Here is a 15,582-nt window from a genome sequence, read left to right on the forward strand (position 1 = left end):
AGTGTACAAAGTTAAAACAATAAGCCCTATCAAGAAATTTAAAAAAATAGCACTTCGCACACTTCTAGTGTTATTCTTGCTTTTTGGGCTCATTCTATTATTGTTTTCTCTTCCTAGCGTTCAAACTCGAATTGCCAAGAGCGTTACAGAGCGTATAAATAATACTTACGGAACCAGTATACAAGTAGATCGTGTAGGTCTCAAATGGAACGGAGATGTTCTTGCAAAAGGTACCTTGATTAAAGATCATAAGCAAGATACCATGATCTACGTAAGAGAGCTTGCTACAAGTCTCTATAGCGTTCAGAAGGCACTTGATAATAATATGGAGCTAGGGGATATTACACTTGAGGGTGTAAATTTTTACCTCACAAAATATAAAGGTGAAGCCACAGATAACTTAACGTTATTCTCACGCCAGTTTGCTACAAATGGTCCAAAATCAGGAAAGGCTTTCATTATGTCTTCAGATAATGTGTCAATTTCTGAAGGACGATTCATGTACGTAAACGGAGACTTAGAAAACTCTTTAGTACTCGATTATCAAGATCTTTCAACTAATTGGGAAGACTTTTATCTCAATAGCAGTTCTGTGGATGCTCATATTGAGTCACTATCATTTGACGCCATTAGAGGCTACCAGATAAGGTCCCTAGATGGAACTTTTCATTATGATCCAGATTTAATAACGCTCAAAGATTTTTCACTTACAACAGATTTTTCTAGTATCGAAGGTGATATCAAGTTAGATACTTCAGATGGAGCGCTGGATGATTTTAATACTTTAGTGGAGGTTGAGGCCGCTTTCGCGAAAGCTAAAATATCTACTAATGATATACGTCCATTTTATAGAGAGATTGCTCCAGACATTGATTTAGATATATCTGGGAATGTAACTGGACATCTTAACGACTTTAGAGTGCCAAATCTTAAAGTAACAGGATTAGGAAATTCTGTGATAGAAGGTGATGTTTATTTTGACGGAGTAGTAAGCGGTGATGACTTTAGAATTTCCGGAACATACAATAATCTCGAGACAAATTATTTTGACTTAAAAAGGTTACTGCCAGACGTGCTTTCTTCCTTACCGCCAGAAATGTCAAAATTAGGCCAAGTTTCTTTTCGTGGTGCAAATACGGTTACACTATCTACAGTGGTTACAGATGGTAATATCACAACAAATCTGGGAGATGTCTCTCTTGATCTATTACTTAAAGGATTGAGAGATGCAGATAATGCGGGCTATGAGGGTAATGTAAAATTTGACAACTTTAACCTAGGTAAACTGCTAGACGATAATAGGCTTGGGGAGACCACCTTTGATATGGATGTTGAGGGAAAAGGGTTTATACAAGAAAACATTAATACAAAGCTCTCGGGAAGTATTAAAAGCATAGGTTACAATAACTATTTATATAAAAACATCACAGTCTTTGGAAATCTTAAAGCGCCAGTTTTTGATGGAGAATTGTTGCTTGATGATCCTAGTGCAAAAGCAAAACTTAATGGGTTAATAGATATCTCAAAAGAGTTTAATAGTTATGATCTAGAGGCTCAAATTGATTATGCAGATCTTAAAATGCTCAACTTTATCAATGATAGCATTTCTATCCTTAAGGGTAATGTAATTATTGATATGAAGGGAACTAATGTAGAAGATGTATATGGAAGAATATCTTTTGCAGACGCTAGTTATCAAAACAAGAATAATACCTATAGCTTTAAAGATTTTGAAATTACATCAAAATTTGACGCTAAGAAAGTGCGTACAATTGATATCAACTCTACTGAGATTATAAGTGGCGAGGTGCGTGGTGTATTTAAATTTAATGAAGTAGTTCCTTTATTTAAAAATGCCATAGGGAGTTTATATACAAACTATCAGCCCGAGGTACTAACCGAAGACCAGTTTATGGATTTTGAGTTTACTATCTTTAATAAGATAGTTGCCATATTTGTTCCTGAATTAGATTTTGAGCCAGAGACTATCATAAGGGGGAGCGTGGTAGCAAATGATTCTGAATTTAAACTTACTTTCAAGTCACCTAAGATTGACGCCTTTGGCTACATGGCAGAAGATATCGAGGTTCGTGTAGATAACAAGAACCCTTTATTTAATACGTACGTAGCTGCAGATAGTGTAAATGCAGGTTTCTATGCTGTGTCAGATTTTAATCTCATCAATGTAACATTAAAAGATACTCTATTTATGAGGTCAGAATTTACGGGTGGTAAACGTAATGATGACTCGTTTGATCTTTCTTTATATCACACCATTAATGCAGAAGGAAACTCAGTTTTAGGATTTAAAAAATCAAAGATTATTTTTAAGGATAACCCTTGGTATATCAACGAGCAAAATGATAGAAAGAACAGCGTAGTTTTTGATAATAACTTCAAAGATATTGATATTAATACCTTGGCATTGAGCCATAAAGATGAACGCATTGATCTTAAAGGACAGCTTAGAGATAGTACCTTCAAGGATATCAAAGCAAATTTTAAAAATGTAGACCTAGCTAAGGTAACGCCAGATCTTGATAGTCTTGATTTAGGAGGGCGTATCAATGGTAAACTAGATATTCTACAAAAGAATGGTGCTTATTTCCCTAATACTTCTCTCGCTATTAATGATTTTTCGGTAAATGGTACCAACCTTGGACAGCTAGATTTAAATGTTACAGGTAATGCAACCTTATCAAAGTATAATATAAAGTCTAAGTTAGAGCGTGACGGTCTCCGTTCCTTAACAGCAGATGGTAGTATAGACGCATCTGGCAAGGTTCCTTATATCGATATGGATGTAGGTCTTAAAGAATTAGATCTTAGTCCATATAACCCTATGGGTAAGGGAGTCATAGATCAGATAAGAGGACTGGCAAGTGGAGAAGCTAAAGTAATAGGAGATTATAGAAATCCTGACATCAATGGGAATCTTACACTCGAAAATGCGGGAATCGCCATTCCTTATTTAAATGTAAATTACGATTTCAAAGGCATTTCAAATGTCAAACTAAATAAGCAACAATTCATTTTTGAAGCAATACAACTTGAAGATGTCAAGTATAATACCTTAGGAGCACTTAATGGTTCTATAAGTCACAAATCCTTTAGTGACTGGAAACTTGATCTTGGAATTTCGGCAAATAGAATTGCAGTATTGGATACAGAAGAAGATATAGAATCTTTATATTATGGTACGGCATTTCTAGAAGGAGAGGCCTTTATAAAAGGACCTACAGATAACTTGGTTATTGATGTTTTTGGAGAGACTGCGAGAGGAACTACTTTTAAAATACCAATAGATGACTCTGAGGCTCTAGGTGACAACTCCTACATTAAGTTCTTAAGTCCAGAAGAAAAAGAAGCGCGCATTAATGGCGTACAAGTTATTACAGAGGCTGTAAAGGGACTTTCTGTAAACTTTGATCTTGATATAGATCCAGATGCAGAAGTAGAGGTTGTGGTTGATAAAGCAAACGGCAGTACTTTGAGAGGTAGAGGAGTAGGAACACTCTTAATACAACTCGATACTAACGGCAAGTTTATAATGAACGGGGATTTTATTGCTACCGAAGGAGTCTTTAATTTTAGGTACGGTGGTTTTATTACAAAAGACTTTGTTTTGCAGCAAGATGCAAACATACGTTGGGATGGTGATCCAGCAAAAGCACTCTTAGATGTAAGCGCAATTTACAGAACGCAAGCAAATCCAGGAACGTTACTGCAAACATCTACAGTAAATAGAAAGATTCCTGTTAATGTGGTCATCAATTTAGATGGAGAGCTCCTCAAGCCAGATATTACCTTTGATATAGATTTTCCTGGAGCTGGTAGTACTGTGGTATCAGAGTTAGAGTTTTTATTACAAGATAGAAATGCCAAGGAACTTAATGCGATATCTCTAGTATCTCAAGGAGCTTTTTTAAGTTCGGCAGATATTAATACGGCTTCTGCTGCGGTAAATAACTTACTCGAGACTACGTCATCTATTTTATCAGGGATACTTTTTAATGATGACGACAGTATTTTTGACGTAGGTATAGATCTTGTACAAGCAGATCGTGATCCTACACTGGATGTCCAGTCTGCTGGTAGAGTGGGAGTGACATTGTCTACACAGATTACAAACCGTGTCCTCATAAATGGTAAAGTAGGAGTTCCTACGGGCGGTGTGAGTGAGAGTGTGATTGTAGGAGATGTAGAAATTGACTTTCTCTTAAACGAAGATGGTACACTTCGCGCCAAAGTTTTCAACCGCCAGACAGATATTCAATTTATAGGTGAGACAGAAGGATACACACAAGGAGTGGGATTATCGTATGCGGTAGATTTTAATACCTTCAAAGAACTTCTTCGAAAAATCTTTAAAGGCAAAATCAAAGAAGCTGTTGAGCAGGCTAAAGGTGAAAAGGACGTGCCTAAAAAAATTGCTCCAGACGGAGTACAGTTTAATCGCTAATTAGACTTTTTTTACGCTTTCGCGAAAGCGTATTTTTCATATTCTCCTTCTATTTTCTTCATTTTTTCTTCCAAATTCTCAGAATCTGAAAAAACTTTTCAAACGAAAACGTTTGAAATTGACAATGTCGCAAAATACCCTCTAATTCCTTGATATTTCTAGGGTAAGTTTCCTAAATTTAATTTTTATTGGCTCTTATATGACAAAAAAAATAAACAAAATCGCAGTGATGACCTCGGGGGGAGATGCTCCTGGGATGAATGCGGCTGTGCGTTCTGTAGTGCGTACTTGCGCCTACCATAATATAGATTGTGTAGGTATTTACAGAGGGTATGACGGAATGATTGAAGGTGACTTTATTCCTCTTGATGCTAGAAGCGTTCGAGGGATTATCAATAAAGGAGGAACCTTTTTAAAATCTGCAAGATGTCAACGCTTTAGAACAAAAGATGGTAGGCAGATTGCACATAATGAAATGGTAAAAGCTGGTGTAGATGCACTCGTAGTTATAGGTGGTGACGGTACATTTACTGGAGCGCTTCATTTTAGTGAAGAGTTTAATTTTCCAGTGATAGGAATTCCTGGTACTATAGATAATGATATTTCTGGTACAGATCGCACATTAGGTTATGATACAGCACTTAATACTGCTGTAGATGCGATAGATAAAATACGTGATACTGCACACTCACATGACAGACTCTTTTTTGTAGAAGTGATGGGCCGTGATGTAGGTCACATTGCTCTTAATGCTGGAGTAGGTGCTGGTGCTGAAGAGATCTTAATACCAGAAGAAGATATGGGTATAGAACGACTAGTAGAATCTCTACAACGTTCTAAAATATCTGGAAAATCATCAAGTATCGTTGTCGTAGCCGAAGGTGATAAAATAGGAAAGTCTGTTTTTGAACTTAAAGACTACGTAGATGAGAATATGGAAGGCTATGATGTACGAGTTTCTGTACTAGGGCATATGCAGCGAGGAGGATCGCCTACATGCTATGACCGTGTGCTAGCTAGCCGTATGGGAGTAAAAGCTGTAGAAAGCCTTATAGAAGGTAAAAGCAATTTTATGGTAGGTACCATACATGATAAAATGACACTCACACCGCTAGAACAAGCAATTAAAGGTGAGAGTAAAATAAATAAAGAATTAATCCGTGTGTCTGAGATAATGACCACATAATAATAGAGAAGAACAATGGCAAATTTAAAATTAGGAATAAACGGTTTTGGACGTATTGGACGTATCGTATTTAGAGCGACAGTAAAGCGTGATAATGTAGATGTAGTAGCAATAAACGATCTACTGGATGTAGATCACCTAGCGTACCTTCTTAAATATGACTCTGTACACGGACGCTTTGATGGAACTGTAGAGGTAAAAGATGGACACCTTGTTGTAGACGGTAAAACTATACGTGTTACTGCAGAGCGTGATCCTAAAAATCTTAAGTGGGATGAAGCTGGAGCAGACGTTGTGGCAGAGTGTACAGGTATCTTTACAACTCTAGAAACGGCAAATTACCATATAGAAGGAGGAGCAAAGAAAGTCGTAATATCTGCGCCTTCTAAAGATGCACCTATGTTTGTAATGGGAGTAAATGACGCAGATCTTACTGCAGAGCACACTGTTGTGTCTAACGCTTCTTGTACTACAAACTGTCTAGCACCTATGGCAAAAGTTATAGAAGATAACTTTGGACTTGAAGAAGCGCTTATGACTACAATACACGCAGGTACTTCTACACAGTTTGTAGTAGACGCACCTAGCCGCAAGAACTACCGCTTAGGCCGTAGTGCTTTAAATAACATTATACCTACATCTACAGGAGCTGCAAAAGCAGTAGGGAAAGTATTACCTGCAGTAGATGGAAAACTTACAGGGATGGCTTTCCGTGTACCTACGGCAGATGTTTCTGTAGTAGACTTAACCGTGAAGACTTCAAAAGCAACTTCTGTAGAAGCTATCAAAAAAGCATTTAAAGATGCTGCCGAAGGTTCTATGAAAGGTGTGGTAGGTTATACTGAAGATGCTGTAGTATCTCAAGATTTTGTAAGCGAGACACGTACTTCTGTATTTGATGCAGATAGTGCAATAGAGTTAAACCCAACTTTCTTTAAGCTTGTGTCTTGGTATGATAACGAGTTTGGATATTCTAATAAACTAGTTGACCTTGCAGAAAAAGTAAATACACTTTAAGATGCATTAACGCGCTTTTGTAGTAATATATACTTAGCTGCTCTTAAATAGGAGGTAGGTGTATATTGCTGTAAAAGCGTTTTTATATTATTTTTCTTCATACACGTATTATATGATTTTAGTAGTAGATAGCGGTTCGACAAAAACAGATTGGATTGCGCTAACTGATGATGGTAAAAGTCTTTTTCAAACACAAACTTTAGGATTAAATCCTCAAGTTTTATCTCGAGAAATTTTAAGAGAACGTATTGTAAACAACTTTGAGCTTTATAAACATAGAAAAGATGTAAAAGCACTTTACTTCTATGGTGCTGGTTGTGGTACAGAGCGCCCTCGTGTTTTAATGAGAAGTGTTTTTGATGAGATATTTACTCAAGCTACTGATATTGTTCTTAAAGAAGATACGTATGCAGCATTATATGCTACAGCCACAGAGGGAGAGAGAAGTATTGTCTCTATATTAGGTACAGGGTCAAACTGTAGTTACTTTGATGGTACAGACATCATTCAGAAAGTAGTTTCTCTAGGTTATGTAGTAATGGATGATGCTAGTGGTAATTACTTTGGACGTCAACTCATACGTGATTATAAGTTCGGGAAAATACCGACTGCGCTAGCCCAAAAATTTGAGTCAGAATATGACTTGAGTTCGGAAAACATAAAGAATCACCTTTATAAAAATCCTAACCCTAATACATATCTAGCAACCTTTGCACGTTTCATTATTGAAAATAAAGATGAGGAGTACTGCCAGAGCGTCATCAAGGAGGGACTTTCTGTATTTGTAGAACATCAAATTGTTCTCCAGTTTCCAGACGCAAAAGAAATACCTATTCATTTTGTAGGTTCTATAGGCTTTTATTTACAAGCCGAGCTTAAGGAAGTATTAGGTAGTTTTGGACTTACTGCTGGTAAGATTCTTAAACGACCTATAGATGGCCTTGTTGCGCATCATAAAGAACACATACTTGCCAAGTAGCAACACTATTAATTATAAAAAGAATACTACTGGAGTAGATTAAGTTTTAATAGGGTTATACTGAGAATTATAACCCATAAAACAACACGTATCCAGTTTTTTGAAACAAGTGACCTAAGATCTCCATCTGTGTGAGTATTTTGGGTCACTTTTTTATGTAACGGTACAAATATAAGTGCAGTGCTAACCCAGGTAGATAATACAAAGACTAGATAAATAGTCCCTATCATATATAAACCACCAGTAAATACAGTATAAACGGCTAGTAAAAGTTGTACAACCATAAGCGGTCCTACTATTACAGCAATCTTACCTGTATAGTTGTTATGCCAGCTTACAAGATTATCACGATCATAAAATAAGAAGCTAGGGTATATTATGAGTTGTACGATTAGAATAAGTACAACCAGAGCCGCATCTACTGCAAGACCTACAAGGCTTAGCAAATCTATCATAATACTATCCAGAATGTTTTAGTTCTATTAAAAATCTTTTCTATAAGTTCTTCTGCGTTTGTGTAGTTTGTGCTCATAGTTTTTCCACAGTTGCTGGATGGCTTTGTTTTCTTCTAGCTCAGGGTTTGTCTCAACTTGAGTGATACCTCTCTTGTTAAAAAGCTCTTGCATTTTTTGGAAGATTACCGCAGTAACTCCTTTGTTTTGGTATTCTGGATCAATACCTATGAGATAGAACGCAGCAGTATCATTTCGCTTTTTCGCTTTAAGCAAGTGATAAAACCCAAAAGGGAACAAGCTACCATTAGCTTTTTTTAGGGCTTCATTAAAGGATGGCATTGTAATCGCAAATGCCACTAACTTCCCATCTTTATCTTGCACACATTTAATAAAATCTGGATGTATGTACTTGATGTATTTTTCCTTGTAATGATCAATCTGGTACTGCTGTATGGGTACAAACGTACTTAGCTTGTCATAGGTTTTGTTAAGCAAGCCAAACATTTCATTTACATAAGGTTTTACATCTGCAGAGGTTTTAAATTCTAGCGGACTAAGCTCATAGCGTTTAGCAATAATATCTGCAAACTTCTTAACTTTTGGGTTTTGTTTTTCTGGTGGGTCAATCTGTATTTTAAACTCTACCCACTCGGCAGCTTTCTCAAATCCTAATTGTTCAAAGTGATCTTTATAATATGGGTAATTGTACCAAGTAATCATGGTATTCATATACTCATAACCTTCTACAAGTAATCCTGCTTTTTCCATGTTTGAAAACCCTACAGGTCCCTCAATAAACTCGAGGTTATTTTCTTTTCCTATTTCTGTAACCTTAGCAAGAAGTGCCTTTGTAACTTCTATATCGTCAATGGCGTCAAACCAACCAAAACGCATTTTAGGTTTTCCTTGTTCTTTTATTTCAATGGCATTAATGATTGCGCATATTCTTCCCACTACTTTCTCTTTTCCATTTTCCGCTTTCGCGAAAGCAAGAAAATAACGAGCCGTAGCATTTTTAAAAACTGGATTTTTTGCGGGATCCATACTATCTAGCTCATCGGCCACGATAGGAGGTACCCATTTTGGTTCATTTTTATAAAGGGAAAATGGGAACTTAACAAATTGTTTAAGTTCTCTAGGGGTTGTCATTTCCTTAAGGGTAATCATTGATTGCATTTAGGGGAGTTAGTTTGTATCGTTGCTTTGACCATCTGGATCTACAGCATCTTTACGTTTCTTTTTATTTATGCGTTTTGCTTGTCTCTTAGATGAACTGTTCTTGTCATCTGCCGCATTTTTATCCTTTATGATTTCGTCTTTTTCGTGTAAGTCTAGTCGGTATGAAACCCCTGCAGATACGTTCCATCTAGATGGAGTATCCTTGAAGTTTACAAGACCACCTAGGTCTACCTGAAGATTTTTTGTAATTAAATATGCCGCACCACCTCTTACAATATAGTCGGAATATAAATCACCATCTATAAGCTGATACTCTGCAAAACCTGCAAATTTCTCATTAAACGAGTGTGTGAGCGTAGTAATCCATGAGTTGGTAGGAAAGTTTGTGCCTACTCTGTCTAAGATTATGTTATTTACCCATACCCAGCGTCCCCAGTTGTGCTGTAGTACTAAAGCAATATTTGGGCTAATACCGTCTTCTCTTACTGTATTAAACTGACTATTTGTAAAATCAAAAACACCGGCGGCATAAACACTTACAGCTGGAATTAGTGTCTTCCACTTAAAACGATTATTAGCATGATAACTGTATAGATTTACCTCGTCTTGAGCATATTTATAAGGATCATATACCAGGTATTTTGCTCCTATTTGTACAGTTTCTAATCCAGAAATAGGGTCTAATGGTGCAGAGCCAGAGTTAAAGGAAACTTCGTTACGTTGATAACGCATAAGTCCATTTAATTCTAGATTTTCAAAAAACAAGCCATATCTTAAATTAAGATTATAGCCTATAATATCTGTATCCGTTTCCAACAAGGAGTGGGTATCGTTACCTATATCAAAGCCTGTCTCTACTTGTAGAACACGAGTACCTACGCTAAAAGCACCTTGAGATTCTCCAGGTCTGTTTGAATTGATTGTCTCTGTATATTGAGCTATTGCTGAAGTAACAACTGCAAAGTATATAAAGACTGAGGTGAAAAAACGCAACGTATGCATAAGTTTGTAGGTTAGTATATCAAATATAGGAGATTTTATCTTTTTTTTAAGCTTATACGGGCTATTGTTGCGATTCATAATTACTAATTTTGTTTAAAAGCTATATTTATGCTCTTAGTTGCAGAAATTCCTAGTTTCCTAAAAACCTTAGCCATCATATTGATGGTTTATTTTGGGTTGCGATTCTTAGGTAAATTACTTTGGCCTTATCTGGTAAAATATATTACTAAAAAAGCAGGACAGAAAATGGAAAATGCTTTTAAAGGTTTCCAGCAACAAGCACAACAGGCACAGAGACCTACAGCTCAAACTAAAGATGTGCCTAAAAAGGCGTCAAAAGTGGTAGGAGAATATGTAGACTATGAAGAAATAGACTAGTTCTTTTATTTTTACCTTTCCAATAAATTACGTTCCAATTTTTAAATTCTAGTTCGGTTTCAAGATTGTAAGGACTTATCTTCGCGCTATGTCTACACTTGTTCAAATAAACGTACTCCCACACCAAGCAGAAGATGATGATTACATCGCAGAAGTTGCCTTTAAAAAAGCGCGACTTAGAGCAGATGATGTAAGAGAATGGGATATACGCAAGCGATCTATAGATGCTCGCAAATCTCCAGTTAAAGTCTCACTACAAATAGAATTCTGGAAACATGGAGAAGAGCGTCCACAGATTCCTCCTTTTGTACCCCAAGATGTTTCAAACGCAAAAGAAATAGCGATTATAGGTGCTGGTCCTGCGGGATTATATGCCGCATTACGCGCTGTAGAAGGCGGACTTAAACCTATTGTTTTTGAAAGAGGAAAAGACGTGCGCGCAAGAAGACGCGATCTAGCTGCGATTAATAAAGAACATATTGTAAATCCAGACTCCAACTATTGTTTTGGAGAAGGAGGAGCAGGAACATATTCTGACGGGAAGTTATACACGCGTTCAAAAAAGCGAGGTAACGTACTTAAAGCCCTTGAGTGGTTTGTACACTTTGGCGCGGTAGAAGATATCTTAGTTGATGCACACCCACATATTGGTACTAATAAATTGCCTAAAATCATTACTGCGATGCGTGAAGCCATCATCCAGTATGGAGGAGAGGTGAGATTTGATACGAAACTTACAGACCTCAAAATTGAAGATAGTGCCATTAAAGCAATACAGGTAAATGATACCGATTGGCTCAATTTCGATAACGTAATTCTTGCCACTGGGCATTCTGCTCGTGATATATTTTACTTACTTCATAAACGTAACATTAAGATAGAGGCAAAGCCGTTTGCAATAGGTGTGCGTATTGAACACCAGCAGGAGCTTATAGACGATATACAGTATCACTCAGATGGTGATAATCCATATTTACCACCAGCTTCTTATAGCCTAGTTCAACAGGTTGATGGGTTAGGAGTTTACTCTTTCTGTATGTGTCCTGGAGGGATTATAGCTCCATGTGCGACAGATCAAGAAGAGATTGTAACAAACGGATGGAGTCCTTCTAAGCGTGATAATCCGTATGCCAACTCCGGAATTGTGGTTAGTGTAACTCCAGAAGATTTGCCTAATTACAAAGAAGGAGACCCCTTTGTATGTTTAGACTTTCAAAAGTCGGTAGAGCGTGCATGTTGGGAAGCGGCAGGTAAAACTCAAGCTGCTCCTGCACAACGTATGCGAGATTTTATTGACGGTCGTGTGTCAAAAAACTTTCCTAAAACCTCATACCAGCCAGGAATTGTAGCAGTAGATCTTAATAAAGTGCTTCCAGATTTAATAGCCAAACGATTGAAGAAAGCGTTCTTAAGTTTTGGTAGAAAAATGAAAGGTTATCTCACTAATGATGCGGTTATACACGCTCCAGAAAGCCGTACTTCATCTCCTGTTTCTATTCCACGAGATTGGGAAACTCTTGAACACGTAGAGATTAAGGGATTATATCCTTGTGGTGAAGGTGCTGGATATGCTGGAGGGATTATCTCGGCGGCAATTGACGGTATAAACTGTGTAGATAAAATTGTCGCAAAACAAGAAGCACAACTGTAAGCTACTCAAAATCTTGTTGACAAGTAAATTATAAAATCATCACTTAATTGTTACTTCTGGTTGTGATACCACAATTGAAACTGCTATTTTTACGTAGTGAATGAGAATGTAAAAATTATTGAGTGTCCTCGTGACGCGATGCAAGGTATAAAAGACTGGATTCCTACAGAGTCTAAGGTTCAATATATACAATCGTTATTACGCTGTGGTTTTGACACCATAGACGTAGGTAGTTTTGTGTCGCCAAAGGCGATTCCTCAAATGAAGGATTCTGCAGAGGTTTTGCACAGTCTTGATTTATCAAAAACCGATAGTAAATTACTTTCTATTGTGGCAAACTTGCGCGGAGCACAAGATGCCGTACAGCATGAAATGGTAGATTATCTTGGTTATCCATTTTCTATCTCAGAGAATTTTCAAATGCGTAACACGCATAAAACTATCGCTCAATCTGTAGATTTACTCAAGGATATTATAGAACTCGCTGATTCAAAGGATAAAGAGCTAGTCGTTTATATCTCTATGGGATTTGGTAATCCATACGGTGATCCATGGAATGTGGATATTGTAGGGGAGTGGGCAGAGAAGCTCAGCGGTATGGGAGTAAAAATACTTTCCTTATCAGATACGGTAGGTACCTCAGATGCAGAGACGATAGATTATCTATTCTCTAATCTTATAAAGCGCTATCCAAAAGTTGAATTTGGAGCTCATTTACACACAACGCCTAGCACTTGGCACGAGAAAGTAGATGCAGCTTATAAAGCGGGTTGCCGTAGATTTGACGGTGCGATTCAAGGTTTTGGTGGTTGCCCAATGGCGGCAGACGATCTTACAGGTAACATGCCTACAGAGAAACTCGTTTCTTATTTTGCCTCCGTTAAGGCAGATGACAATGTGAATGCAATGAGTTTTGAAAGTAGCTACAACGAAGCTTTAAAAATCTTTCAGAAATATCACTAGGAGTATTTTTTTGTTACGCTTTCGCGAAAGCGTACCTCAACAACTCATTATCTTAAATAACCAGTAGTCCTGCTTCTCGCAAACTGAGCATCGCCTTAGAATACCAGAATAACTCAAAATTTTCTTGCGTTTCCTCATACGAAGTTTTGAGAGCGGCGTAAGTCGGTAATTTATCTTGATGTGGACTCGCCATTTCTAGCATGTCAATTAGCCAAAGTGCATCCTGAGAATCTACGGTAATTTGTGTAGTTCCCGTTTGATCTTGAAATGTAAGCTCTGTTAGTTCGCGCTTTTTCTTCTTAAATGTCTTGTGTATAGGAGCAAAGCCCAGCCACAAAATTCTAGAGGTAGATTTTGTATTAAATTGTAATTCGTCTTGAAGACTATCTTCTATCACATGTGGATGAATCGTTGTGCGAGGAACCTCAAAGTCAAACCATTCTTGCAAGCCCTCATCAAATCCAATACCGTGCATGTAGTTGAAGAGAGATTTCTTGAGACCGTAGCTGAATTTGCTATGGTCAATACCTGTTTTATCACTAAAGTCTACATCATTGTTTGCAAAGGTGATCTCGTTATAATGTGGAGTTACTCCGTAGCTCTCAGGGTCTTTGCCTACAGGGCTGTGCGTGGTAAGGGCAAATTGATGCCAGAAGCCAGATTGTATAATGCCCAGCTCAAAAAGCTGGCGTACCATCTCAAGACTATCTATCGTTTCTTGCTCCGTTTGAGTAGGATATCCATACATCAAGTAGGAGTGCACCATAATATCTGCTTCGGTAAAATTGAGTGTAACTTGAGCAACTTGTGCAACAGTCACTCCTTTATCAATAAGCTTCAATAGCCTATTTGAAGCGACTTCTAGTCCGCCAGAAACGGCAATACAACCAGAGGCTTTGAGAAGTCTACATAAATCTTTAGTAAAGTTCTTTTCAAACCTGATGTTTGTCCACCAAGTAACGACTAGTTTACGTTTAATGATTTCTAGCGCAAGCGCTTTCATCAATGCTGGTGGTGCAGCTTCATCTACAAAGTGGAAACCAGTTTCTCCTGTTTGCTCAATCAGTATTTCCATACGATCTACGAGAATACTCGCAGCGATGGGCTCGTAAATTTTTATATAGTCGAGCGAAATATCACAAAAGGTACATTTTCCCCAATAGCAACCATGCGCCATGGTAAGCTTATTCCAGCGACCATCACTCCACAAACTATGCATAGGGTTTGCAATCTCAATCACAGAGACATACTGATCAAGCAATAAATCTGAATAATCTGGAGTTCCTAAGTACGCCTGTTTATAGTCTTGACGGAGCGTATTATTTTTATAAGTAACCTCACCATTTTCAAGAATGAATGTGCGCTTATAGGTAGGTTTTTCAACGTTTTGCACAACATCTTCCACAAGAAGTTCTACTGGGAGTTCTCCATCATCTAGCGTAATATAATCTACAAATTCAAAGACTCTCGTGTCTGTTAATTCTCGTAGTTCTGTGTTAGGAAAACCACCTCCCATAGCTACTTTGACTGTTGGGTAGTGTTCTTTAATCCACTGCCCACATCTAAAAGCACTGTATAAATTTCCAGGGAATGGAACGGAGAGTAACACTAGTTTTGGTACGCTTTCGCGAAAGCGTGCTTCTAAAATATCAATAGTAATCTCATCTACAATAGTGAGGTCATCTTGTAGCGAGGTGTATAACTCATTAAAAGAGTTTGCACTCTGCCCCAAACGTTCTGCATAGCGACTGAATCCAAAATTAGGATCAATACACTCCACAATGAAATCTGAGAGATCTTCTAGAAAGAGAGTAGCAAGATGCTTTGCTTTGTCTTGCATTCCCATCTCACCAAAAGCCCACTCCATATCATCTAGCTGATCAAATCGAGAAGCACGTGGTAAGAAGTTGCCGGTGCATATTTGTCTTGCAAGGGTTTGATTTTTTCCTTGTAAGAAGGACATTACGTCATCAAGTAGCTTAACATAGGTATCTCGCATTGCATAGATACGCCTGCAATTATCTGAAACAATCGTGTCATGCTCGTGAGCAATCTCAAAAAGCCTTGTAAATTCCTTTGCCGAAAATAATTGCAAAATCACCTCTATACCAAGATCCATCTGGAATGATGAAATGTCTTTAGTATTTAAAAACCCTTTAATGTATGCCGTAGCAGGATAAGGGGTGTTGAGTTGCGTAAATGGCGGAGTGATGAGTAAAATATCTTTCAAAAAGAATGCTTTTTCTAACGGGGCATAAAGATACTTGAATTACTCCACACTATTGATATAGGCAGTGGGACACTTTAAAA

11 protein-coding genes are annotated in these 15,582 nt (G+C 37.6%); 7 read left to right on the top strand and 4 right to left on the bottom strand.

Going from position 1 to position 15,582, the window contains the following annotated elements; all coding sequences use genetic code 11:
* Window position 1 precedes the first annotated feature (1 nt).
* The 4 genes from SJY23_RS11615 (at window position 2) to SJY23_RS11630 (ending at window position 7,644) form a co-directional block, all read left to right on the top strand.
* Entirely contained in the window at window positions 2-4,462 is a 4,461-nt protein-coding gene (locus tag SJY23_RS11615) for a translocation/assembly module TamB domain-containing protein (RefSeq protein ID WP_396596466.1), read from the top strand.
* Window positions 4,463-4,661: 199 nt separating this feature from the next.
* Window positions 4,662-5,648 (top strand): 6-phosphofructokinase, encoded by a 987-nt coding sequence (pfkA, locus tag SJY23_RS11620; protein ID WP_035337216.1) that lies wholly within the window; start codon window positions 4,662-4,664, stop codon window positions 5,646-5,648.
* 15 nt (window positions 5,649-5,663) lie between these two features.
* The gene (gene gap / locus SJY23_RS11625; RefSeq protein ID WP_035337213.1) at window positions 5,664-6,665 is read left to right on the top strand and encodes a type I glyceraldehyde-3-phosphate dehydrogenase; all 1,002 of its coding nucleotides are present in this window, start codon (window positions 5,664-5,666) and stop codon (window positions 6,663-6,665) included.
* A 112-nt stretch (window positions 6,666-6,777) separates the two neighbouring features.
* Complete coding sequence (locus SJY23_RS11630; RefSeq protein WP_396596467.1) at window positions 6,778-7,644, top strand: N-acetylglucosamine kinase; 867 nt, start codon at window positions 6,778-6,780, stop codon at window positions 7,642-7,644.
* Between the two features lie 26 nt (window positions 7,645-7,670).
* On the opposite strand, the gene SJY23_RS11635 is transcribed toward SJY23_RS11630, so the two are convergent.
* From SJY23_RS11635 to SJY23_RS11645, 3 genes are read right to left on the bottom strand one after another with little or no spacing between them, the layout of a single operon-like run.
* Complete coding sequence (locus tag SJY23_RS11635) at window positions 7,671-8,099, bottom strand: hypothetical protein (RefSeq protein ID WP_396596468.1); 429 nt, start codon at window positions 8,097-8,099, stop codon at window positions 7,671-7,673.
* 27 nt (window positions 8,100-8,126) lie between these two features.
* Window positions 8,127-9,266 carry a GTP cyclohydrolase gene (locus tag SJY23_RS11640; protein ID WP_396598120.1) on the bottom strand — a complete coding sequence of 380 codons (1,140 nt, stop codon included), beginning with the start codon at window positions 9,264-9,266 and terminating at the stop codon, window positions 8,127-8,129.
* An 18-nt stretch (window positions 9,267-9,284) separates the two neighbouring features.
* Entirely contained in the window at window positions 9,285-10,358 is a 1,074-nt protein-coding gene (locus tag SJY23_RS11645) for a transporter (RefSeq protein ID WP_396596469.1), read from the bottom strand.
* A 30-nt stretch (window positions 10,359-10,388) separates the two neighbouring features.
* Between SJY23_RS11645 and SJY23_RS11650 the strand changes: the two genes are divergently transcribed.
* The 3 genes from SJY23_RS11650 to SJY23_RS11660 all read left to right on the top strand — a co-directional run bounded on the left by SJY23_RS11650 (window position 10,389) and on the right by SJY23_RS11660 (window position 13,272).
* Window positions 10,389-10,658, top strand: coding sequence for a DUF4834 domain-containing protein (locus SJY23_RS11650; RefSeq protein WP_396596470.1), 270 nt, complete (start codon window positions 10,389-10,391; stop codon window positions 10,656-10,658).
* 88 nt (window positions 10,659-10,746) lie between these two features.
* The gene (locus SJY23_RS11655; protein WP_396596471.1) at window positions 10,747-12,309 is read left to right on the top strand and encodes an NAD(P)/FAD-dependent oxidoreductase; all 1,563 of its coding nucleotides are present in this window, start codon (window positions 10,747-10,749) and stop codon (window positions 12,307-12,309) included.
* Window positions 12,310-12,405: 96 nt separating this feature from the next.
* Window positions 12,406-13,272 carry a hydroxymethylglutaryl-CoA lyase gene (locus SJY23_RS11660; RefSeq protein WP_396596472.1) on the top strand — a complete coding sequence of 289 codons (867 nt, stop codon included), beginning with the start codon at window positions 12,406-12,408 and terminating at the stop codon, window positions 13,270-13,272.
* Between the two features lie 52 nt (window positions 13,273-13,324).
* On the opposite strand, the gene SJY23_RS11665 is transcribed toward SJY23_RS11660, so the two are convergent.
* Window positions 13,325-15,502, bottom strand: a complete 2,178-nt coding sequence (locus SJY23_RS11665) for a B12-binding domain-containing radical SAM protein (protein WP_396596473.1) — start codon at window positions 15,500-15,502, stop codon at window positions 13,325-13,327.
* Window positions 15,503-15,582 lie beyond the last annotated feature (80 nt).

This window comes from Dokdonia sp. R86516 (assembly GCF_044596715.1).
Classification (GTDB): domain Bacteria; phylum Bacteroidota; class Bacteroidia; order Flavobacteriales; family Flavobacteriaceae; genus Dokdonia.

Excerpts from the sequence above, each read along its gene's own strand:
- SJY23_RS11635 (WP_396596468.1), bottom strand. The coding sequence starts at position 8,099 with ATGATAGATTTGCTAAGCCTTGTAGGTCTTGCAGTAGATGCGGCTCTG.
- SJY23_RS11645 (WP_396596469.1), bottom strand. The coding sequence starts at position 10,358 with ATGAATCGCAACAATAGCCCGTATAAGCTTAAAAAAAAGATAAAATCT.
- gap (WP_035337213.1), top strand. The coding sequence starts at position 5,664 with ATGGCAAATTTAAAATTAGGAATAAACGGTTTTGGACGTATTGGACGT.
- pfkA (WP_035337216.1), top strand. The coding sequence starts at position 4,662 with ATGACAAAAAAAATAAACAAAATCGCAGTGATGACCTCGGGGGGAGAT.
- SJY23_RS11655 (WP_396596471.1), top strand. The coding sequence starts at position 10,747 with ATGTCTACACTTGTTCAAATAAACGTACTCCCACACCAAGCAGAAGAT.
- SJY23_RS11630 (WP_396596467.1), top strand. The coding sequence starts at position 6,778 with ATGATTTTAGTAGTAGATAGCGGTTCGACAAAAACAGATTGGATTGCG.
- SJY23_RS11640 (WP_396598120.1), bottom strand. The coding sequence starts at position 9,266 with ATGATTACCCTTAAGGAAATGACAACCCCTAGAGAACTTAAACAATTT.
- SJY23_RS11650 (WP_396596470.1), top strand. The coding sequence starts at position 10,389 with ATGCTCTTAGTTGCAGAAATTCCTAGTTTCCTAAAAACCTTAGCCATC.